The following is a 22,435-nucleotide window of genomic DNA, read 5'->3' as shown; positions in this document are numbered from 1 at the left end:
ATCCTTATATTTCTACGAGAAACGGTTGTCGTCCTTAAGACAACAACCGTTTCCTATTGCTTATTCAATTCCAGCGGCTAGCAAAACACCGCTTAAGCGGGCGTATTCTTCAAGACTGAGTGTTTCTCCGCGACGGGTCGGTTCAATACCCGCTTCTGCGAGTAATGCCTCCAGCTGCTCACGTCCTTGTTCAGGGAAGTAACGAGCCTTCAGATTGTTAGCAATCGTCTTGCGGCGCTGTGTGAAAGAAGCGTGAACCACTTCAAAGAAATGCTTCTCACTCTCCACCTTTACCGGAGGATGCTCTCTAACCTTCAGACGGATAACAGCAGACTCCACATTAGGTTGAGGGATGAATACCGTACGTGGCACGATACAGACGAGCTCAGGCTCGCTGTAGTACTGAACGGCAATGCTAAGACTTCCGTATTCCTTTCCACCTGGAGATGCAGCCATACGCTCCGCAACCTCCTTCTGAATCATTACAACGATGTTATCAAGGGGAAGCTTCTCTTCGAGCAGCTTCATCAGAATCGGAGTAGTCACATAATAAGGCAGGTTAGCAACCACACTGACCTTGTTCACAGTGGTGAAATCTTCCTTGAACATTTCCTGCAAGTTCACATTGAGGACATCATCGTTACGAACCTTAACATGGGGATAGGGGGAAAGTACGTCTTTTAATATTGGAATCAGTCTACGGTCAATCTCTACGGCAGTTACAGCACCCGCTGTTAGTGCCAGACGCTCCGTCAGCGCTCCAATTCCCGGCCCGATCTCCAGCGCCCCAGAATCGCTATCTAGTCCAGCAGCGTCTACAATCTTGTCCAAAATATTTTGATCAATCAAAAAATTCTGTCCCAGGCTTTTCTTGAACTTGAATCCATAACGTTGAATAATCTCTTTGGTCCGTTTTGGAGTCGAAATTTCCTCTCTACCACTCATGAAGTAATGCCTCCCTGATCAATTTGGGCGAGAGCCCCGGCAAATTCCTCCCGCGTAATCCCAAACATCGCCAGCCGCTTGTACAGCTGTTTGCCGTTACAATATCCGATTCCAAGCAAATTACCAAGCGCCATACGTCTTTCAGCAGCCCGAGGGTGTACAAGCATTCCAGCGGCCATAAGATCATCAATACCAATCAAAGCAGGTGCTCCTTCAAAAGAGGTATGTACATTACGCAGCGCATGACGAATCGCCTCTGGCGATGCATTCTCTACACCGATATCCCCTTTTCGAGTTGCGTCCTTCTCTGGAATAAAAGCATGCTTGCAGCCCGGCACCTTCGCTGAAACGATTTTACGAATTCGCTCCCCAGCATGGTCCGGGTCCGTAAGAATAATAACCCCTCTACGTTCCATAGCAAGCGCGATCTTAGCAATTACAGTCCGGTTTACAGCAGAGCCGCCTGTCTCAATGGTATCCGCTTCTACAGCACGCTTAATGGCTACGGTATCGCTTTTGCCTTCAACGACGATTAATTCCTTAATCATATTTCTTGACTCCTTCCAAAAAAAGCAAAAAGAAGAGGATTCGCTCCTCTTCTTTTGGTTAAAGAATGTATAAGTGATGAGCGGTTGCTCTGCGATCAACGAAATGATCATCCAGCGTTCCTTAACGGTTATCATCACTATAGCTTATCAAAGGATTTTTTGCAAAAGCTTCAGTTCTAGTTAAGCTCTGGTTTCACAGGTCCAATCACATAAACGGTACGTGATTTACGGCCGAAATTACGAGCATGGCTCAGGGAATCATAATAGACATCCACTTTATTGCCTTTAATGGCACCGCCAGTATCCTCTGCACGGCGGAATCCAAGCCCATCGATATAAACCCACCAGCCAATAGGAATTACATTCGGATCTACTGCAATTGTACGACCTTCCGTTACGCGTGTTCCGGAGGCAGTTTTAGTACCTATCCCTGGCTCTTCTGACGAATAAGCTGTCATGGAGACGTTCTTAATCATCTTCTTGTACTCAAAGTCTACGCCAGCCTTGCTTGTGACGTTCTTAGTCTTAGCGCTAACTTTAGTCGTTTTGGAGGTAGTGCTTGATTTGGAAGTTGTTGTAGCTTTAGCAACTACAGTAGGCTTAGGAAGTGCTTTAGTACCAACGGCAATGATCTTATCTTTTGTTACCGTTTGTACTTCCTTGCCGATCATGCGCATAGAGGCCAGTTCTCCGTCTTGATAGATCTTTTCAATATGCTGAACCATGACGCCTGGTTTGCCTGCCTGTGCCACTCTAACTGTTCCCACAGTAAGGGAGGGATCTGCTGTCTTAATAACACGGAAAGGTAAGTTAGTTGTTCGCTGTACCGTTTGCTTGTTGATACGAACGATCTTAATCTCCATGTCAGCAGAGATGGTGGTGTCTAACGAAGGAAAAATCTTATCATAGCCTTCTAGGTTGATACCCAGTTTGTCAATCGCTTGACCGATAGTGTCTTCGGTCGTATATAACGTTTTTGTTGCTCCGTCCGCAGTAAGGCTAAATTTCTGCGCACGATTGATAACGACACGGTCACCGTCTTTTATTTCATCACTCAGACCTAAAGATAATTCATCATGCGGCTGCAGCGAAATTTGCTCTTTCTCCAACACATCACCAAGAAGTGCTTCTCGCGTTTCAAGTGTCTGTGTTTGCCCGTCTATTACTAAAACTAATTGTTTATTACTTTGACCGTGTACGTACAGCAGAATTAACAGCGCGATTGCGATTGAAATCACACCTGCAAGTAAAAGTACGCGAGTATTTACTTGCTCCCACCGTAATGCGAAAGACCTGCTGGATGACTGCGAATCATGGGATACCTCTGGTTGGAATAAGCCCATTCTCTCCATCCTCCTTACATAGCCTCGTCGTCAATTTGTATATCATGAGGACTGAATTTCTTTGACGAAACTATTTGAGATTGTCACAGGATACGCACGTATTAACTTAGCGTCTCCTGCTCATGGATCGCCTGCTCGGCACAGCTACTCCCACACCTGTTATATAACAGTATGCGGGCAACATTCAGTTTATTCAAAAATAAAGAAGCCTAAAAAGAGTTCTCTTGAGGACTCTTTCGTGGCTTCTCCGATGTCAGAATACGCGGGAATGTTTGTGCACGAGGTTGCCTCTCTTACTTGCGCTTACGGGGTTAGCTGTCGGGTTCGGACGAAAGAGAGACGCCCTATTTCAGGTCACCCGCTCACGGCGGTTGCCCTTAAATTCACCCCAAAGACCACGTGAAGAAATCAAATATTGTTCTGCGGCAATTCCTAGTCGTATTCAAGATACAGGCATGCGGCAGTTCAATATTGGTTCCCCCGTTCTCCATACGGAGACTCAGCGAGACGATCCATGAATCAATGGCTGTCACAATAACAACAGCTCACATCACTGAAAAGATGATATCCTGTTTTGATGCATGTTGTAAAGGACGATTCAACCACGTTTACGCAAATATATGGTTAAAATATTGTAATAATCAGCCGTTTTTATATTAAAAAAGTTTAATATATCGGCCATTCTCTATTTTTCACCCGTTTTACTCCTGTTTTCAGACAATCCCAAATCGTTCCAGTGCGTTCGCATACGTAATTTTAGCCAATTCTTCCCATGTTAACCCTTTAATTTCAGCCGCAGCCTCTGCTACTAACTTCACATGAGCACTCTCATTTCGCTTGCCTCGGAAGGGGTGTGGAGTCAAATATGGAGCGTCTGTTTCGATCAATAATCTGTCCAATGGCGTCTGTGCAAGCACCTCTTTAGGCACTCTGGCATTTTTGAACGTGATCGGTCCTCCAAATGACAAATGAAATCCTAGGTCTAGACACATTTTTGCGGTTTCCCAGCTGCCTGAGAAAGAATGCATTACGCCACCAATTTCATTTGCTTTTTCCTCCCGTAAAATCCGTACGACATCTTCATGGGCATCACGGTCATGTATACAGATTGGCATTTTTAGTTCACGGGCTAGTCCAATTTGTTTGCGGAAGACCTCCTGCTGCACATCCTTGGGAGAGGTATCCCAATAATAATCCAACCCAATCTCTCCGATGGCCACCACTTTCTCATGGCTGCAAAGAGAGGCGATCCAATCGAGGTCCCCCTCTTTCATATCAATCGCATCCTGTGGATGCCAGCCCACCGCTGCATAAATATAATCATAAGATTCAGCCAGCTTCATCGTTGAAGGGATCGTTTCCCGATTAAATCCAATATTGATCATCTTGCTAACTCCGGCCTCTACTGCACGAGCTATAACTTCCTCGCGATCCTCGTCGAATTGAGGCGCATCTAAATGTGTATGTGTGTCGAACAGATACATTTTAAAGCTCACTCCTTGTTGTTTTTATCAATAGTTCCATAAATATTTGTATTATTTTGCAAAAATCTCTGCTACAGAAGAGGGCAACCGTGTAAGGGCTTTTTTCAGCTTATCCTGTGGGAAATATAGGTGATATCTGCCACGATGAATTCCGCTTATTGAGCGCACAATATCCGATACCTCTGAAATTTCCCGCAATTGCTCATTGCGATCAAGCAGTAAAATTTGATTATTGTCGAAGGCTGCTCCTGGACGGAACACATCATAAGGCAAATCTGTCGGATAATCAATCTCTAAGTCATATTCTGGGTTAAGTCCCGCTCCCGCAAAACTGCTGCGGATTTCCGTAATCATATCTGTATCCAAATTCTCGATCTCTACATATTTATACAGTTTACGATGAATAAAACGGGTACACAAGTCGCTTAATAACTCATCTTCTTCAAGTGTCCATTGCATAAAAGCAGTCTGTACCAGTGCCTCATCAAGCATTAAATATTGCTTCACTGTTACTTCTCCTCGAAAGAGATCTTCTAGCGGAGCGATCATAAAGCGAAATTTGTACTCCTCTTGGAACAATTCTTTAGCTCTACGGAAGATTTGACGCAAAATAATTTCAGAGCTGCGCGTCACCGGATGAAAATATACCTGCCAGTACATTTGATAACGCGACATTAAATAATCTTCAATGGCATGCATACCTGATTCTTTTACTACAATCCGCCCATTATAAGGACGAAGCATTCTCAAAATCCGATCAATGTCGATGGTTCCATAGTTTACACCTGTATAGTACGCATCACGCAGCAAATAATCCATACGATCAGCATCCAGCGGACTGGAAACCAAATTGACAACAATTTCATGCTGATATGTCTTAGAGATAACTGAGGCTACTTTACGAGGAAAATCTTCCTCCACATCACGCAATATTTCGGTGATCTCCGTGTCCTCCAAAATAATTCGGCAGGTCCAATCCTCATGGTTCATTTCAAAAGCTTCTTCTATAGAATGTGAAAATGGACCATGCCCTAAATCATGCAGCAAAGCCGCACACAAAGTAAGCAAACTTTCTTCAGGAATCCAATCCTTATACCCGCTGCGCTCAAATTGCGAAATGATTCTGCGTGTAATTTCATATACTCCTAAAGAATGAGAAAAACGACTATGCTCTGCACCATGAAAAGTGAGATATGAGGTACCTAACTGGCGAATCCGGCGTAAACGCTGAAATTCTTTTGTATTAATTAGTCGCCAAATAATCGTATCCTGTACGTGAATATAATTATGAACGGGATCCTTGAAAACTTTTTCTTCCGTGAGCGGCTGCTTCATGAGATCAACTCCTTCTAATAATTTAATATGATTTTAACTAATATCAGTATATAATAAGTAATTATGTCGTACTTTGTCGAAAAGTATCATTTTTGGTCTTGGTAAATCGACAAAATGCTTTCAGGGTAATTCTTAATTTTTATAGGGACATTCAAAGTTCTTATGGAAATTTTCTTATTCAGCCTATGAAAAAAGGTTGACTGATTTGGGAATCGTTGGTATTATAAGTATCATAAAACAGTGAACAATGTCGAATAATGACGTTTTTGGAACATTGAGAGGAGTAACGATTGTTATGATGAAATCAACAGGAATTGTAAGAAAAGTAGACGAACTTGGACGGGTTGTTATTCCTATTGAATTACGCCGTACACTTGGCATTGGCGAAAAGGACGCACTGGAAATTTACGTTGATGGCGAACGGATTATGCTTAAAAAGTATGAGCCTGCCTGCATTTTCTGTGGCAACGCTGAGAACGTAACTTACTTTAAAGGAAAAATAGTTTGTCATGAATGCATATCTTCCATCCCTACCCCTGTGACAAACTAAATTAAATAGTATATAATAGAACTAATCAAATTGTTAATTCTAACCTTTTCATATCTCCTTGACCTCCCGTGACCGCGGGAGGTATTTTTTATGTCTGGGTTTGCCCTCCTGGTTATCCCCTCCCTAAGGGCAATGTGCTTCAAGACGGAACTAGTAATACTTAGTTGTATTTCTTACAGTTATTTTAAATGCTTTTTACCATTAAACGAATTAATTGTATTTTGTACACTTATATTTCCTATATCTCCGTGAAATCAATCCTTTCCACCTTTATAACTGTATGAAGTACAACTAAACGAACAAATACATAAAAAAATTCAATATAACTGTACAAATTACATTTAACCCACAGATAAATCACTCAAGCTCGAAACGGCTCCGAAAATCCTTAGTTATTCTAGGAATTCGTCTATAACACTTACTCTTCTGCTCTATCAAGCAACGCATTATAAATATCCCGTTTGGCTACACCCCGGTCTGATGCCGCTTTTTTCATAGCCTCTTTCCGTGGTACATCCTGTGCTTCGTAATGAGCTACATGATCTTCAATGCTTAACTGACGCCACCACGCCGATTCTGCGATTTCTGCATCTTCCTTGCTCTCCCCTTCTACGACAATAACATATTCGCCTAGCGGAGGATGTTCAGCCAGCCATAGTGTACATTCCTCAATCGAACCGCGTAGAAACTCCTCATATCTTTTCGTTAATTCACGTGCCAACACAATCTGGCGATTACCGAATGCTTCTTGAAGATGAGCAAGTGTCTTAACTACGCGATGGGGAGATTCGTAGAACAACAAAGTGCCTTGAGCCGAACGAAGTGGACTTAATACTGTTCGGATGTCCTTACGCTCTCGGGGAAGAAAGCCGATAAAGGTGAACGTATTCGTAGATAGACCAGAAGCGATCAAAGCTGACAACGCTGCGTTAGCTCCAGGGATAGGAATCACCGGAATTCCATGACTTATAGCAAGGGCTACAAGATCCGCTCCAGGGTCAGAAATCGCTGGTAAACCGGCATCGCTGACGAGTGCCAAATTTTTTCCTTCTATTATATAGCGTACAAGCTCAGGTCCACTGGCGGCCTTATTATGCTCATGATAACTAAACAACATCGAAGGTGAAATCTCAAAGTGGCTGAGTAATTTTCGGGTCTGTCTCGTATCTTCCGCGGCAATAATATCACATTCCTGCAATGTACGGACTGCACGATAGGTCATATCCTCCAGATTACCGATAGGTGTAGCCACCAGAAAAAGCGACCCTATTGTCTCCTGAGTACTGGTATTAGTCTTGTTTTGAAAACTGCTTTGGCATGATATCGTCATGATTTACCCTCTTTAGCACCATAGTAGATGTCCATAATCTCTGGACAGTATTGATTGTCCTCATTATATACGATGAGCGGTGGTTGTAAACGAACCTCAGGCTTTCCATCACGTGCGGCTTCGATTAATACCATATTTGCCTCCAGATGGGCACGTGGATGTACAAACCGAATAATCTTTGGCTCGAGTCTATATTGTCTCATGAGACTGATAATATCAACCAACCGTTGTGGTTTATGAACCATACTTACCTTTCCGCCCGTCCGAACCAATCGCACACAAGCCTGAATGACCTCCTCCAGTGTACAGCCTATCTCATGGCGAGCCATAGCTTGATGGTTGTTCAGCTTCAGATCACTGCCATTAAGCGGCATATAAGGAGGGTTCACCGTTATTGCATCATACACCCCATGTCCTGCGGTAGTATATAACTCGCGCAAATCACCTTCATGAATTACAACCTGATCCTGAAGGCCATTTAGAGCCACGCTACGACGAGCCATATCAGCTAAACGAGGTTGTATTTCAATGCCTTCTATAGAAGCTTTTGTCCGGGTAGTCATTAAAATCGGTATTACACCATTTCCCGTACAAAGATCTAGAACTCTTCCACGTGGCGGAACACTGGCGAAACGAGCAAGCAATACAGCATCCATAGAAAAACTAAATACTTCATCACTTTGAATAATGTGCAGGTCATGTGTTAGTAAATCATCCACCCGCTCCGTCGGTAACAAGGGGACAGATATATCATTAAAAGAATTCGTCATGTAATAATCTCCTAAAGGTTTTGATGAGAAAAACTTGTTTCAAAGGCATATGCCTATTGGCTAAAATTCAAAAAAAACCGTAGGATTAATCTCCTACGGCTGGATATCCTCATTTATTAAGAAAAGAAAGACAGAACAGACAGTCACCTTCCGTGCGTAAATGTCCAAAATAAACATTACAGATGTGAAAGCCTTCGTGGTAAAGTCGAGCCAAGTTGTCATAACCTTCCCCGACAACCTCTTCTGTTCCCTCTCCGGTAGCTAAAAGAGCTTCCGCCTCCGCAGAATCTACGGTAGGATCCAAAGGTGCATCCCGCTTTAAAATTTTGCGAAGCTGTTCATTCTCCAGAGTTAACCTCTGGTTAGCTTCCATCAGTTCTTTTACCGTCTGTTTCCATTCTCCAAGATTGGCGCGCATCGTTTCCATCTGCGCTTCCATATCCTGCATGTGTGCAAATATATTTTTCTTCTCCAAGTTTCCACCCCGAAAGTAACCTTATATGGTTTACTTGACGACAACATCATCCATTGGAAGTTCCTTAACTTTGCCCACTTCAAACAACTGTACATGAACCGTACGGTTTCCGGCATTGATTCCTACTACTTTGCCATCCCCCAATGAGGTCACGACAATCTTGCCGACCGCTGGCATTTCTTCCTTTACACTCTCATAATTGTCATGCTCAAATTTCAAACAACACATCAGACGTCCACAAAGTCCGGAAATCTTCGTCGGATTAAGTGAAAGGTTCTGATCCTTGGCCATTTTTATGGATACGGGTTCAAAATCCCCTAACCAAGAGGAGCAGCAAAGCACTCGTCCACAAGGTCCAAGTCCACCTAGCATCTTAGCTTCATCACGTACCCCAATTTGCCGAAGCTCAATGCGGGTCCGAAAAATACTTGCCAGATCCTTAACCAATTCTCTAAAGTCAACGCGTCCTTCAGCCGTAAAGTAAAATATAATCTTATTACGGTCAAAAGTAAACTCTACATCTACGAGCTTCATTTTGAGACCGTGGTCGCGTATTTTATTTAAACAGGTGGTAAAAGCCTCCTTAGCGGCGCTTTTGTTCTCCTCAACAACGCGTGCGTCGGTTTCTCCGGCAATACGCATCACTTTTTTGAGGGGTAGTACAACATCGGACTCCTCCACCTCTTTTTTGCCTACGACAACCTTACCGTATTCCACCCCACGTGCTGTCTCAACAATAACACATTGATCTCGTTCAATCGGAAAATCAAGTGGATCAAAATAATATATTTTACCCGCTTTTTTAAAACGGACACCTACTACGCTGTACAAAAATTAACCCCCTTGTTTGCCGGTAAAAGGAACCTATGGGCATGTCCGCTCCCTGATGATCCATGCTTGTCCTTCCTCGTCTGTTAAAACGATACTTCCAGGTAAAGCGACATCCGGAGGATATATCATTGCTAATCCTTTAACTTTCCAGTCGGATTAAGAACTGCTCCAGACACAACTGGGCATTGGCATTGGAACGCAGCTTCTTAGTACTCTCTGCAGCATATCCCATATAAGCCACCCATTGTTCCGCACTGCGCCCACGGGCATGCCTGGAAATAAAGTCTAACTGATCTATAAAAACGATACTTTCGTGCTTGCGGTACAGGAAGTAGAGCATATCTTTAAACCATAGATGGAACATGCTGAAAAGGATATCCAAATGTTCAGCGAGCCCAGTCTTGAACAGCTTCTGCCCGGCAGTTGCTACCGTGGAGCTGCCCTTGCTTAAGGACTCCTTAGCTAATTGTAACACTAGATTTCTCATTTCTGCAAACCAATTCTGTTCCAAAAGTTCCCTGCAACCATCAAGTCCCGAACTGAGTGATACTGCACATCGAGCTAAGGGGATCGGCACACCCTCACTTGCTAGCGCTTGAAGCATAATATCCGGATTTAACGGACTAAATGGGATCCGCTGAGTCCGTGACTGAATCGTCGGCAATAAAGAACGACTATTATCAGATATTAGGATTCCCACTGCCGGAGCTGGCGGTTCTTCCAGAAACTTCAACAAACTATTGGCAGCTTGTACCGTCATTTTGTCTGCCCCATCTATAATATAAACCTTTGGATTCACACCCTCAGATCGATAGGAAAAGACACGCTGCAGCTCACGGATCTGGTCTATTTTTATGCTTGCACCGTCGGGCTGCAGCAATGACAAATCAGGATGGTTTCCATGCTCAACCTTTCGGCACTCTAGACATTCGCCACAGGCGTCATCCTTGCTTTCCGTGCAAAAAATTGCTTGGGCAAACATCAGCGCCGTCTTCATTTGTCCACTGCCTGCTGGTCCTGTAAATAAATAAGCATGGCTCACAGCATCCTTGCGCAAGGCATTTTGGAGTAGCCGTTTAGCATGCTCCTGGCCTACTATATCATGAAAAGGCATAATTTCCTCCCAAAACTTTAAAAAGAAAGGTTGATTAACAACCCACGAATTTCTCCAACACGTCCCAACAGATCTATTCGGCCCTGCTCACTATTCAGCAGATCGTCTGCCATAGATAGCAAAGCCGCATCAATTTCCTCAAGCAGCTTGTAACGCTTACCCCGCCCACGTCTATCCCATCCACGTGTCTCTTTCAGTATAACGCCTCTACGAGCGGTTTCTTCCAGAAACCTTTTGATCATCATCCGGTAAATGGTGAGTTCACGAATGGTCATAGACTTAGATAAACGGTCGCCTTGTGACTGTATTTCTTTGATCTGGCGGTTTAGTTCATCTTTGGTTTTCTGTTCACCTTGCTGCTGAAAAACGTCAGAGAACGATTTCTGCTGAACAGGCTTATTAGCCCCTTCTGCATTTGGAAGCTCACTCTTTAAGGGCCTATATCCCGGATTGATCTTCAAAGGTTATCTACCGCCCCTTTTTTGTAAATGACTTGCTCATTTATATTATACTTAATAATGTTCGAAACGATCTACAGGAAGCACGAATACAGTAGCGCCACCGACCTGTACTTCAACAGGGAGCGGTAAATAGGAATCGGTCGTGCCACTCATCGGAGTTACTGGAGTGACTAGTTGTTCACGCACTTTACAGCTGTTACGGATAACATTCAACACAGCTTCGATCTGACTGTCCTCTACCCCAATCATAAATGTCGTATTTCCCGCCCGCAGAAATCCACCTGTACTTGCGAGTTTGGTAGCACGGAAATTGGCTTTTACTAGCTCACTGGATAACCGGTTACTGTCTTTATCCTGGATAATTGCAATGATCAACTTCATCTTCGCATTCCCTCCCAAAAAAGTTTTATGGAGTATTACTACTTAATGTGTTCTTAGTAGTAACCTCACTTCATAAGCAAACGCTTAGTTATATGCCACTTCTCTTATTATATTAGACAAAACACCCTAAAAACCCTTTAATACTCTCTCTTCAAGAGTTCTCACGATATCTTGTTCTACCAGATGAATAGGGCGGTTTGCATCAAGAACTACTATTCTCTCCGGATTCGCCTTAATTAATAAATGATAACCTTCACGAACCTTCTGATGAAAGGCAAGACTCTCCATATCCAGACGATTGACTTCGCGATCTTGATTGGCCGCAATCCGTGATAATCCAATCTCAGGGTCTACATCCAGATAAAAGGTTAGATCGGGCATGCGATTTCCAATAGCAAAACGGTTAATACTCCACACCTCTTCCATACCTAATCCTCTTGCATGTCCTTGATAAACGAGACTGCTGTCTACAAAGCGGTCACAGAGGACTGTAAGCCCTTCTCTAAGAGCCGGCTCTACTACTTCAGCGAGATGTTGGCTTCTTGATGCAGCGTACAGCAATGCCTCTGTACGTGCATCCATTGCAGTATGGGCAGGATCCAGAATAATAGAGCGAATTTTTTCGGCGATTTCTATGCCTCCAGGTTCACGTGTAATTCGATAGGGCATGGACCGATTCTGCAAATATGCTGCTACTCTGCCCAGAACCGTTGTTTTTCCGGAGCCTTCGCCCCCTTCTAATGTTATAAAGAAACCTTCTTTGCCCACTTATACTTCTCCGCCCTTCTGAATGTTGTATACCTTAATACGCTGTAAGACCGGATCAGCACAAGCCTGGAACTTCGCGCCTCCATAAGCTAAACCAGTCAGTCTTTGCTGTATCTGATCTGTGATGACCTCACCCGGATATAATAATGGAATGCCTGGTGGATAGGGAATTACCATTTCTGCAGCTACTCTCCCCACGCTGTGTTCAAGATTAATACTTTCTACCTCATTGGCTGACACCGGCTTCAAAGAGAAGGGAACAGGTGCTGAGATTTGTAAAACATTCAAATTGTTCCACGTGGAAATATTTTGAGATTCTGAAATGCCAGCGGTGTGCGGTGATTCGGATGTAACCTCCGAATCTATTTCCCGCAGCGCCTGCAATAACCTTGCTGCATCTTCAGCCTTCGAACCGAGGCTGAACAGCAGCACTACGTGCCGGTCGTCACTCATCTCCGGCACACAGCCCTTAGCCTCGAGCCTGCGCTGCAGCTCGAAACCGCCTAGGACCCCGGTGGCGTCATAAATGACGACTTTGAAGGGGTCCTGCGTCTCGTACGCCGCCTTATGCAGCGGCGTGCCGTCGTGCAGCGGCGTGCCGTCGTGCAGCGGCGTGCCGTCGTGCAGCGGCGTGCCGTCGTGCAGCGGCGTGCCGTCGTGCAGCGGCGTGCCGTCGTGCAGCGGCGTGCCGTCGTGCAGCGGCGTGCCGTCGTGCAGCGGCGTGCCGTCGTGCAGCGGCGTGCCGTCGTGCAGCGGCTCTGCCGGCTGCACCAATCCATAGCGCGGCAGCTCGGCAAGGCCGCGCCGCAGGACATCCACGGCGGCCAGCCCCGCCGTGAAAGCCTCGCTGCCCCGGCTGTGCAGCAGCCGCCGGGCAAGATCAAGCGACGCCATCATAGGATATGATGGGCTGGAGCTCTGCACCATGGCGAGCCGCTGCGAGAGCAGGGCGCGGTCGAGCCGCTGCCCTTGAACATGCAGCATAGCGCCCATGGTCATCGCAGTGAGCATCTTGTGCGTGGACTGCACTACGCCGTCCGCGCCACAAGCAAGCGCCCCGGCAGGCAGTGCCGGGTGCTGCCCGTAATGCGCCCCATGCGCTTCATCGACAAGCAGCGGTACTCCGCTGTCGTGGCAAATACGTGCGAGGGGCGCAAGGTCACTGCCCATGCCGTAGTAATTGGGCATGGTGACAAATACAGCGGCGGCTTCAGGATAGGCTGCAAGTGCAGCCTCAACAGCTTCTGCCGCCGGCGCTACTGCCAAGCCGCTGAGTGGATCAATTAGCGGCTCGACGAAAACAGCCCTCACTCCAGCTAACATAAGACCATGAATCACTGATTTATGCACATTTCGTTGAAGAATCAGAATCATTCCTGGCTCGGGGCAAGCCGTTAGAATCAGCGCCAGGTTACCCGCCGTACTTCCGCCAACTAGAAAAAAACTCTCCTCTGCTCCAAAGCAATCCGCAGCCAACTCCTGTGCTTCCTTAATGACTCCCTCAGGATGATGAAGATCATCCGTACCGGTAATCTCCGTAACATCGTACTTCATGACCTCATCTAGAAACCCAGCGCCTTCTACGCCGTCATATGCCGCTCCATTTTTATGTCCCGGCACATGATAAGATATATTACCCACAATTCTATATTGCTCCAGCATTTCGTATACAGGTGCCCTACATCGTTGTAATTTATTCATATTAAATTCCTTCCCATAGGGTTCCTTCTATTTTAACGTAAATATTCAGAAACTCCTATGTTTCCTCATAAAAGCATCTGACTGAACAGCAAAACGGCTCCCCCCGCTTAAACAACGAGGAAGCCGTATATGAATATCTCTAATGCAGCCCTTATATCTTTCATCCAGACTGCTCTCTTATCCGCATCAATTAACAGAGTTACTCTACTTAAGCGTTCTTTTGCAATCCGATCTTCTTCATCTGGCCAATAAAAAAACGGTACTTAGCATCTTCTGCCTCGGTACGGATCATTTCTGCCTCACAATCCTCACAAATAAAATGCGAGACAATCACAATACCTTCTTCTTTTTCCTGCCCACAAATGATACAAGCTTGCCCGGTTTGCTGTTCCATAACCATCCCACCTTGACTCTTTTAAGAACAGTATGATACACCTTCTATCATTTTAAACCTTTTCATAGTTTTTTCATATCCTTCGTTTCGTGTATTATATATATTCCGCTGCCCCTATATCGGTGAATATTCGCCCATAGTTTAATAAAATGCTTTCATTCGCCGATATTAAGAACATATGAATCTGTGAGGAGGTTAGTCTATTTTATATGGAACCCAACACCAAAGGCGCTGCTACATTCTATCAATATAAATTAATCAAAAAAATTAATCTAACGGCACCTCTGCTGCGTGTTTATATTTTGCTCCCTCTTTTGGTCCTTGTGCTCGAGACAGTCTTTCTTTCTTGGTGGAGTATTCTCTACTTAATTATAGCTGCTCCGGTTATGTTCTGGGTTCAATATGTTATTTCACGCTCAGTACTTCTAATCTCCGGGCATCCTATTTCAAAAAGATGGTCCATCTCATTTAAAATCCCGTGGCTTGGCTTCATGCCAGATCAACACATTAGTTACCGCATTTTCCGTAAAGTACAGTTACATAATTTTTATATTGGTCTTTGTATCGCAGCTCTCTTTATTTTTTGGTCACCACCGGCATTTACAGTATCCCTGATTATTTGCCACTTGTGGCTTTTATTGCCCCGTCTCTATACACTGTTCAAAATAAATCAACGCAACAAGGAAGGCATGCTGAAGTTTAATCCAACCGATGCCTCCTATTACTCTCAATAGAGTACGGTTAACCTGTGTTCGCATATAAATAAATAATCGCCATCCATAAAGGACGGCGATTATTTATTTTGTCTTAAGACCTTTAATTAAGGCCTTCTTTTCTTTAGGAATCATAACTATAAAATAATCATCATGCACTGTTAAATGAACCGTTACTCCATCCTTCTGAAAAACACCAGATGAATCGGTATTCTCCTCTTCCTGTTCAACCCATCCCCAGGCCTTAATAGTATCCATATACTCCTCTGGGATGCCGTTCTTCTCCTTTAATCCAGGTAAAGAATAACGCACATAATCCATAGCAACATTTGTGGTAGTCTGGTCTGGTGAGTACGCCTCTTGGGGCACAGGGAAATTTTTCTCGTTTAGCGCACCCTCAAAAGCATCCCAGCTGGGCGCTTTCGTACCGCAGCCTGCCAGTATTAAAGCTACTATACACGAAAAAATTAATATCTTAATAATTCTTGTTTGTTTCATGCCTTAAATCCTCCTTACCTCCACAATGCATCTAAAGACACAAGAAAATTCAAAGTTAGAATTTATGAGTAGTTCCTTCGTATTAGAGATGTTGCTTATTATTTGCACTTATCTATTATACTTGTATCGACCTCAGCGTCGGTAACAAAAATGTCACTCAATTACAGCCCCTTCAGATGTTGTACTCCCCTTCAAACAACACTCTTGTCCAAAAAAAACAAAAAAGCCACTGCTGATAAATCAACAATGGCTTAATGTGCTTGGCAACGTCCTACTCTCCCAGGACCCTTCGGTCCAAGTACCATCGGCGCTGGAGGGCTTAACGGTCGTGTTCGGGATGGGTACGCGTGGAACCCCTCCGCTATCGCCACCAAACATGCGTCTGTGAAACAGATGCTGCCGCGTGAAATTCGGTTCATCACCTGAAGTGACAATGAATTTCTAAGCGTATTTCAGGCTTGATGCCTGAAAACTGAATCCGAAACGAATCTGCATTTTAAGTATAGGATAAGCCCTCGACCGATTAGTATTGGTCAGCTCCATGCATTACTGCACTTCCACCTCCAACCTATCTACCTCGTCGTCTTCAAGGGGTCTTACTAATTGGGAAATCTCATCTTGAGGGGGCTTCACGCTTAGATGCTTTCAGCGCTTATCCCGTCCGTACGTAGCTACCCAGCCATGCTCCTGGCGGAACAACTGGTGCACCAGCGGTACGTCCATCCCGGTCCTCTCGTACTAAGGACAGCTCCTCTCAAATTTCCTGCGCCCACGACAGATAGGGACCGAACTGTCTCACGACGTTCTGAACCCAGCTCGCGTACCGCTTTAATGGGCGAACAGCCCAACCCTTGGGACCTACTTCAGCCCCAGGATGCGATGAGCCGACATCGAGGTGCCAAACCTCCCCGTCGATGTGGACTCTTGGGGGAGATAAGCCTGTTATCCCCAGGGTAGCTTTTATCCGTTGAGCGATGGCCCTTCCATGCGGTACCACCGGATCACTAAGTCCGACTTTCGTCCCTGCTCGACTTGTAGGTCTCGCAGTCAAGCTCCCTTATGCCTTTGCACTCTGCGAATGATTTCCAACCATTCTGAGGGAACCTTGGAACGCCTCCGTTACTCTTTAGGAGGCGACCGCCCCAGTCAAACTGCCCGCCTGACACGGTCCCCGTACCCGATAAGGGCACTAGGTTAGAACCTAGATACGATCAGGGTGGTATCCCAACGGCGCCTCCACCGAAGCTTGCGCTCCGATTTCTACGGCTCCCACCTATCCTGTACAGATCGTACCCAAATTCAATATCAAGCTGCAGTAAAGCTCCATGGGGTCTTTCCGTCTTGTCGCGGGTAACCTGCATCTTCACAGGTATTAAAATTTCACCGGATCTCTCGTTGAGACAGCGCCCAAGTCGTTACGCCATTCGTGCGGGTCAGAATTTACCTGACAAGGAATTTCGCTACCTTAGGACCGTTATAGTTACGGCCGCCGTTTACTGGGGCTTCGGTTCATAGCTTCGGGTTACCCCTAACCACTCCCCTTAACCTTCCAGCACCGGGCAGGCGTCAGCCCGTATACTTCGCCTTGCGGCTTCGCACAGACCTGTGTTTTTGCTAAACAGTCGCTTGGGCCTTTTCACTGCGGCCCCCTCGTGCTATTCACACTACCGGGGCACCCCTTCTCCCGAAGTTACGGGGTCATTTTGCCGAGTTCCTTAACGAGAGTTCTTCCGCGCGCCTTAGAATTCTCTTCTCGCCTACCTGTGTCGGTTTGCGGTACGGGCACCTTCTCCTGGCTAGAGGCTTTTCTTGGCAGTGTGAGATCATGACCTTCGCTACTACAATTTTCGCTCCCCATCACAGCCCAGCCTTAATGATGTGCGGATTTGCCTACACATCAGCCTCACTGCTTAGACGGACATCCATCAGTCCGCGTCACTACCCTCCTGCGTCACCCCATCGCTCATAGCGGATTACGGTGGTACAGTAATTTCAAACTGTTGTCCTTCGACTACGCCTTTCGGCCTCGCCTTAGGTCCCGACTTACCCTGAGCGGACGAGCCTTCCTCAGGAAACCTTGGGCTTTCGGCGGATCAGATTCTCACTGATCTTTTCGTTACTCATACCGGCATTCTCACTTGTGTAGTGTCCAGCGCTCTTTTCAGTACACCTTCAACCCCTACACAACGCTCCCCTACCCCAGATGCAAAGCATCTAGCCATAGCTTCGGTGGTGTGTTTAGCCCCGTTACATTTTCGGCGCAGAGTCACTCGACCAGTGAGCTATTACGCACTCTTTCAATGGTGGCTGCTTCTAAGCCAACATCCTGGTTGTCTGTGCAACTCCACATCCTTTCCCACTTAACACACACTTGGGGACCTTAGCTGATGGTCTGGGCTGTTTCCCTTTTGACAATGGATCTTAGCACTCACTGTCTGACTCCCGGCAATAAGTATATGGCATTCGGAGTTTGACTGAGCTTGGTAATCCTTGCGGACCCCGCACCCAATCAGTGCTCTACCTCCACTACTCTTATACCGAGGCTAGCCCTAAAGCTATTTCGGGGAGAACCAGCTATCTCCGAGTTCGATTGGAATTTCTCCGCTACCCCCACCTCATCCCCGCACTTTTCAACGTACGTGGGTTCGGGCCTCCAGTGCGTGTTACCGCACCTTCACCCTGGACAGGGGTAGATCACACGGTTTCGGGTCTACGTCCACATACTAAGTCGCCCTATTCAGACTCGCTTTCGCTGCGGCTCCACCTTCTCGGCTTAACCTTGCATGTTAAACGTAACTCGCCGGTTCATTCTACAAAAGGCACGCCATCACCCATTAATAGGGCTCTGACTTTTTGTAAGCACACGGTTTCAGGTTCTATTTCACTCCCCTTCCGGGGTGCTTTTCACCTTTCCCTCACGGTACTGTTTCACTATCGGTCGCCAGGTAGTATTTAGCCTTAGCAGATGGTCCTGCTGGATTCATACGGGGTTTCACGTGCCCCGCACTACTCGGGATCCGTCTCGGAGAGAACACAGTTTAGGTTACAGGGCTTTTACCTCTATCGCGGGCCTTTCCAGACCTCTTCACCTACCATATTCCTTTGTAACTCCATGTGAGACGTCCCACAACCCCTAAGAGCAAGCTCTTAGGTTTAGGCTGTTCCGCGTTCGCTCGCCGCTACTGACGGAATCACTATTGTTTTCTCTTCCTCAGGGTACTTAGATGTTTCAGTTCCCCTGGTCTGCCTCTACATTTCCTATGTATTCAGAAATGAGTAACTGCGAATTACCACAGCTGGGTTTCCCCATTCGGACACCCCCGGATCAAAGCTTGCTTACAGCTCCCCGAGGCAGTTTCGTTGTTCGCCACGTCCTTCGTCGGCTCCTGGCGCCTAGGCATCCTCCATGTGCTCTTATTAGCTTAACCTTGATTCTTCCGAAGAAAAATCTCACTAATAACATTTACTTGTTTACACAAGTTGCTAAAAGATGTTCTAAAACGCAAATTCGTTTCGGTATCCAGTTTTCAAGGATCAAGTCTTACTTGAGAGCTTAAACTCTCAAAACTGAGCAACGAGTGAGTAACAGGCCTAAACCTGAGTTTTGGAAGTTAAACTTCCGATTTGAATGTCCTCATTGCAGAGAACGATTCTCCATAGAAAGGAGGTGATCCAGCCGCACCTTCCGATACGGCTACCTTGTTACGACTTCACCCCAATCATCTACCCCACCTTCGGCGGCTGGCTCCCTTGCGGGTTACCCCACCGACTTCGGGTGTTGTAAACTCTCGTGGTGTGACGGGCGGTGTGTACAAGACCCGGGAACGTATTCACCGCGGCATGCTGATCCGCGATTACTAGCAATTCCGACTTCATGCAGGCGAGTTGCAGCCTGCAATCCGAACTGAGACCGGCTTTGATGGGATTGGCTCCACCTCGCGGCTTCGCTTCCCGTTGTACCGGCCATTGTAGTACGTGTGTAGCCCAGGTCATAAGGGGCATGATGATTTGACGTCATCCCCACCTTCCTCCGGTTTGTCACCGGCAGTCACTCTAGAGTGCCCAGCATTACCTGCTGGCAACTAAAGTTAAGGGTTGCGCTCGTTGCGGGACTTAACCCAACATCTCACGACACGAGCTGACGACAACCATGCACCACCTGTCTCCTCTGTCCCGAAGGCCGCTGCTATCTCTAGCAGATTCAGAGGGATGTCAAGACCTGGTAAGGTTCTTCGCGTTGCTTCGAATTAAACCACATACTCCACTGCTTGTGCGGGTCCCCGTCAATTCCTTTGAGTTTCAGTCTTGCGACCGTACTCCCCAGGCGGAGTGCTTACTGTGTTAACTTCGGCACCAAGGGTATCGAAACCCCTAACACCTAGCACTCATCGTTTACGGCGTGGACTACCAGGGTATCTAATCCTGTTTGCTCCCCACGCTTTCGCGCCTCAGCGTCAGTTACAGCCCAGAAAGTCGCCTTCGCCACTGGTGTTCCTCCACATATCTACGCATTTCACCGCTACACGTGGAATTCCACTTTCCTCTTCTGTACTCAAGCCACCCAGTTTCCAGTGCGACCTCAGGTTGAGCCCAAGGTTTAAACACCAGACTTAAATAGCCGCCTGCGCGCGCTTTACGCCCAATAATTCCGGACAACGCTTGCCCCCTACGTATTACCGCGGCTGCTGGCACGTAGTTAGCCGGGGCTTTCTTCTCAGGTACCGTCACTCCGGTAGCAGTTACTCTACCGGACGTTCTTCCCTGGCAACAGAGCTTTACGATCCGAAAACCTTCATCACTCACGCGGCGTTGCTCCGTCAGGCTTTCGCCCATTGCGGAAGATTCCCTACTGCTGCCTCCCGTAGGAGTCTGGGCCGTGTCTCAGTCCCAGTGTGGCCGTTCACCCTCTCAGGTCGGCTACGCATCGTCGCCTTGGTGGGCCGTTACCCCACCAACTAGCTAATGCGCCGCAGGCCCATCCCTCAGTGACAGATTGCTCCGTCTTTCATTCTTCTCTCAGGAGAAAAAAGAAATTATCCGGTATTAGCTACCGTTTCCGGTAGTTATCCCAGTCTGAAGGGCAGGTTGCCTACGTGTTACTCACCCGTCCGCCGCTAAGTTGTTTTGAAAGCAAGCTTTCAAAACAACTCCGCTCGACTTGCATGTATTAGGCACGCCGCCAGCGTTCGTCCTGAGCCAGGATCAAACTCTCCAATTAGTATTGAAAAGAGCGATATGCTCATTTTGAAACATCTGACGAGAAAATTAATTCTCTAATTTGGATTTCACTTGCGTGATTTCCTACTCACTCGTTGTTCAGTTTTCAAAGATCAAGTTCTCGTTGGCGCCGTTTAATGTCTCAGCAGCAACTCTTATACTATATCATGTTCGGCTATTTAATGTCAAGCTCTTTTTTTAACTTCTTTTTCGAGCTCGGCATGTGTACTTCTTGGCCGGACTTAGAATATATCATGTATGGAGATGCATTGCAAGAGTTTTTTTATATAAAATCAAAAGCATAAAACATCATCTATGTATTATCGTATTATAATAACTACCTCCCCTTATCATCTAATTATCTAGAAAGTAAAAAAACAACTGCAGAAGATAACAGTTGTTTTTTAGAAGAAGCTTAGACGATTCTAAATTAATTCCGCTTCCTTCGCTCCAGTAATTACGGCAATGATATTGCTTCGAAGTGCCTCCGCATTGTGCGCTTCATATGGATCCACTTTGAAAACAACAGCATCTGCAATAAAACCTTCTGCAATTTGTCCCAGCTCGTTACCGCTCCCCAGAATATCAGCAGCACTTTTAGTCGCAGCCTGCCACGCTTCTCTCCGAGTTAAGCCATAATCAATCAATGTATCCAGTTCTTGAAGGTTATAGCCATGTAGTGCAGGTGTGGCATAATCTGTACCGAATCCAATACGAACGCCTTCTCTTTTTGCATAATGAATGGCCTTGGAATGACATTCGGCAGCGCGGGCAGCTCGGTCGCAAATGATCGGGTTCAACGCTAGAACGCCTTTTGGGTCTGCAGCAATACGATAAATTGATGTGGTGGGTACAAACGCTACCCTCGAGTTAGCAAGTCTTCCTGCCTGATCCTCAGTTAGAAACATCCCATGCTCTATTGATTCCACGCCGGCCTGGATGGACCAGTCTATCGTCACTCCGCCCCAGGTATGAACCAGTACCTTCTTATCATGGGCATGTGCATTACGAACAATGAACGAGAACTCTTCTTCGGAAAAGATCGGGTCAACGACTTTCTCGGTAGGTGCTCCAAGCCCGCCTGTGGCCATGATTTTTATCCAACCCGCTCCTGTAGCAAAGATTTCCGCCATGCGTTGTTCTAAATGCTTGAGACCACGGGCATCTGCTGCTCCAATCATATCGCTACTGGTCTGCACTCTTAATGGATGCTGATATTGCTGAACAAGATGCTGCACTGTGCTCGGCAGAATCCCACCTGCATCACGGGCAGTCGTTACACCCGTTCTAAGAGTAGCTTCAAAAGCTTGTGCCTGCATAATTTCGATCTTGTTGGCATCGCGCTTCAATTGATCAGAGTGGTCAAAATCTGTCCAAGCTAAATGCGTATGAAGATCAATAATACCCGGACTTAGCCACAGATCTGTTCCTGCAAGATTTGACTCTACTTGATGCGGATCCGCTTCAGTAATGGATGAAAAACGCCCATCCTTTATCACGACATCAAAACGTCTGCCTTCGATACCTGCTATAAAAATGTCATTGAACGTTTGCAGCTCTGGATGCTTATGAATCAT

General features: G+C 46.2%; 19 protein-coding genes, 3 rRNA genes and 1 riboswitch. Of the genes, 2 read left to right on the top strand and 20 right to left on the bottom strand.

All coding sequences use genetic code 11. The features are described from left to right. Positions 1-60: 60 nt before the first annotated feature. The 5 genes from rsmA to MHB37_RS00180 form a co-directional block, all read right to left on the bottom strand. Complete coding sequence (gene rsmA, locus MHB37_RS00200; RefSeq protein WP_036678815.1) at positions 61-945, bottom strand: 16S rRNA (adenine(1518)-N(6)/adenine(1519)-N(6))-dimethyltransferase RsmA; 885 nt, start codon at positions 943-945, stop codon at positions 61-63. Then, positions 942-1,493, bottom strand: coding sequence for a ribonuclease M5 (rnmV, locus tag MHB37_RS00195; protein ID WP_036678817.1), 552 nt, complete (start codon positions 1,491-1,493; stop codon positions 942-944). The genes rsmA and rnmV overlap by 4 nt, the downstream gene beginning before the upstream one ends. Before the next feature lie 176 nt (positions 1,494-1,669). Continuing rightward, positions 1,670-2,836: a 3D domain-containing protein gene (locus MHB37_RS00190; RefSeq protein ID WP_076105834.1), complete on the bottom strand. Its 1,167-nt coding sequence runs from the start codon at positions 2,834-2,836 to the stop codon at positions 1,670-1,672. A gap of 285 nt (positions 2,837-3,121) precedes the next feature. Next, positions 3,122-3,351: riboswitch (cyclic di-AMP (ydaO/yuaA leader) on the bottom strand. A gap of 198 nt (positions 3,352-3,549) precedes the next feature. After that, a complete protein-coding gene (locus MHB37_RS00185; protein ID WP_036678823.1) occupies positions 3,550-4,320 on the bottom strand; it encodes a TatD family hydrolase in 771 nt (256 codons plus the stop codon). Positions 4,321-4,371: 51 nt separating this feature from the next. After that, entirely contained in the window at positions 4,372-5,655 is a 1,284-nt protein-coding gene (locus MHB37_RS00180) for an HD domain-containing protein (protein WP_405168833.1), read from the bottom strand. Positions 5,656-5,950: 295 nt separating this feature from the next. Here MHB37_RS00180 and MHB37_RS00175 point away from each other — a divergent pair, with 295 nt between their 5' ends. After that, entirely contained in the window at positions 5,951-6,205 is a 255-nt protein-coding gene (locus MHB37_RS00175; protein WP_036678829.1) for an AbrB/MazE/SpoVT family DNA-binding domain-containing protein, read from the top strand. Positions 6,206-6,623: 418 nt separating this feature from the next. Here the strand turns inward: MHB37_RS00175 and rsmI are convergent, their stop codons facing one another. From rsmI to MHB37_RS00125, 10 genes are all read right to left on the bottom strand, one after another. After that, a complete protein-coding gene (gene rsmI, locus MHB37_RS00170; RefSeq protein WP_076218452.1) occupies positions 6,624-7,535 on the bottom strand; it encodes a 16S rRNA (cytidine(1402)-2'-O)-methyltransferase in 912 nt (303 codons plus the stop codon). Next, positions 7,532-8,305, bottom strand: a complete 774-nt coding sequence (locus MHB37_RS00165; RefSeq protein WP_076296962.1) for a tRNA1(Val) (adenine(37)-N6)-methyltransferase — start codon at positions 8,303-8,305, stop codon at positions 7,532-7,534. The genes rsmI and MHB37_RS00165 overlap by 4 nt, the downstream gene beginning before the upstream one ends. Positions 8,306-8,414: 109 nt before the next feature. Continuing rightward, the gene (yabA, locus tag MHB37_RS00160) at positions 8,415-8,780 is read right to left on the bottom strand and encodes a DNA replication initiation control protein YabA (protein ID WP_036678835.1); all 366 of its coding nucleotides are present in this window, start codon (positions 8,778-8,780) and stop codon (positions 8,415-8,417) included. 30 nt (positions 8,781-8,810) lie between these two features. Continuing rightward, positions 8,811-9,611 carry a stage 0 sporulation family protein gene (locus tag MHB37_RS00155; RefSeq protein WP_036678838.1) on the bottom strand — a complete coding sequence of 267 codons (801 nt, stop codon included), beginning with the start codon at positions 9,609-9,611 and terminating at the stop codon, positions 8,811-8,813. Positions 9,612-9,750: 139 nt separating this feature from the next. Beyond that, positions 9,751-10,725 carry a DNA polymerase III subunit delta' gene (gene holB, locus MHB37_RS00150; protein ID WP_076099912.1) on the bottom strand — a complete coding sequence of 325 codons (975 nt, stop codon included), beginning with the start codon at positions 10,723-10,725 and terminating at the stop codon, positions 9,751-9,753. 17 nt (positions 10,726-10,742) lie between these two features. Further along, on the bottom strand, positions 10,743-11,186 hold the full coding sequence (locus tag MHB37_RS00145; protein WP_036678842.1) for a YaaR family protein: 444 nt from the start codon (positions 11,184-11,186) through the stop codon (positions 10,743-10,745). Positions 11,187-11,237: 51 nt separating this feature from the next. Further along, positions 11,238-11,567 carry a cyclic-di-AMP receptor gene (locus MHB37_RS00140; RefSeq protein WP_036678844.1) on the bottom strand — a complete coding sequence of 110 codons (330 nt, stop codon included), beginning with the start codon at positions 11,565-11,567 and terminating at the stop codon, positions 11,238-11,240. Positions 11,568-11,693: 126 nt separating this feature from the next. After that, positions 11,694-12,335, bottom strand: a complete 642-nt coding sequence (gene tmk / locus MHB37_RS00135) for a dTMP kinase (protein ID WP_036678846.1) — start codon at positions 12,333-12,335, stop codon at positions 11,694-11,696. Continuing rightward, positions 12,336-14,036, bottom strand: a complete 1,701-nt coding sequence (locus MHB37_RS00130; protein ID WP_405168832.1) for an aminotransferase class I/II-fold pyridoxal phosphate-dependent enzyme — start codon at positions 14,034-14,036, stop codon at positions 12,336-12,338. Between the two features lie 208 nt (positions 14,037-14,244). Then, positions 14,245-14,430, bottom strand: coding sequence for a sigma factor G inhibitor Gin (locus MHB37_RS00125; RefSeq protein ID WP_036678851.1), 186 nt, complete (start codon positions 14,428-14,430; stop codon positions 14,245-14,247). Between the two features lie 209 nt (positions 14,431-14,639). On the opposite strand from MHB37_RS00125, the gene MHB37_RS00120 reads away from it, so the two are divergent. Beyond that, positions 14,640-15,164, top strand: coding sequence for a hypothetical protein (locus MHB37_RS00120; RefSeq protein WP_076130063.1), 525 nt, complete (start codon positions 14,640-14,642; stop codon positions 15,162-15,164). A 63-nt stretch (positions 15,165-15,227) separates the two neighbouring features. On the opposite strand, the gene MHB37_RS00115 is transcribed toward MHB37_RS00120, so the two are convergent. The 5 genes from MHB37_RS00115 to MHB37_RS00095 form a co-directional block, all read right to left on the bottom strand. Next, complete coding sequence (locus MHB37_RS00115) at positions 15,228-15,641, bottom strand: hypothetical protein (protein WP_036678856.1); 414 nt, start codon at positions 15,639-15,641, stop codon at positions 15,228-15,230. Between the two features lie 258 nt (positions 15,642-15,899). Beyond that, a 5S ribosomal RNA gene (gene rrf / locus MHB37_RS00110) occupies positions 15,900-16,016 on the bottom strand. A gap of 128 nt (positions 16,017-16,144) precedes the next feature. Further along, positions 16,145-19,069: ribosomal RNA gene (locus MHB37_RS00105) — 23S ribosomal RNA — on the bottom strand. 232 nt (positions 19,070-19,301) lie between these two features. After that, positions 19,302-20,859: ribosomal RNA gene (locus tag MHB37_RS00100) — 16S ribosomal RNA — on the bottom strand. Together the 16S, 23S and 5S rRNA genes form the textbook arrangement of a ribosomal RNA operon. 424 nt (positions 20,860-21,283) lie before the next feature. After that, positions 21,284-22,435 carry an amidohydrolase family protein gene (locus MHB37_RS00095; RefSeq protein WP_405168831.1) on the bottom strand — a complete coding sequence of 384 codons (1,152 nt, stop codon included), beginning with the start codon at positions 22,433-22,435 and terminating at the stop codon, positions 21,284-21,286.

The sequence above is a fragment of the Paenibacillus sp. FSL H3-0286 genome, from assembly GCF_045040705.1.
GTDB lineage: Bacteria > Bacillota > Bacilli > Paenibacillales > Paenibacillaceae > Paenibacillus_AQ > Paenibacillus_AQ odorifer.
This window is presented reverse-complemented; position numbering and strand designations above follow the sequence as displayed.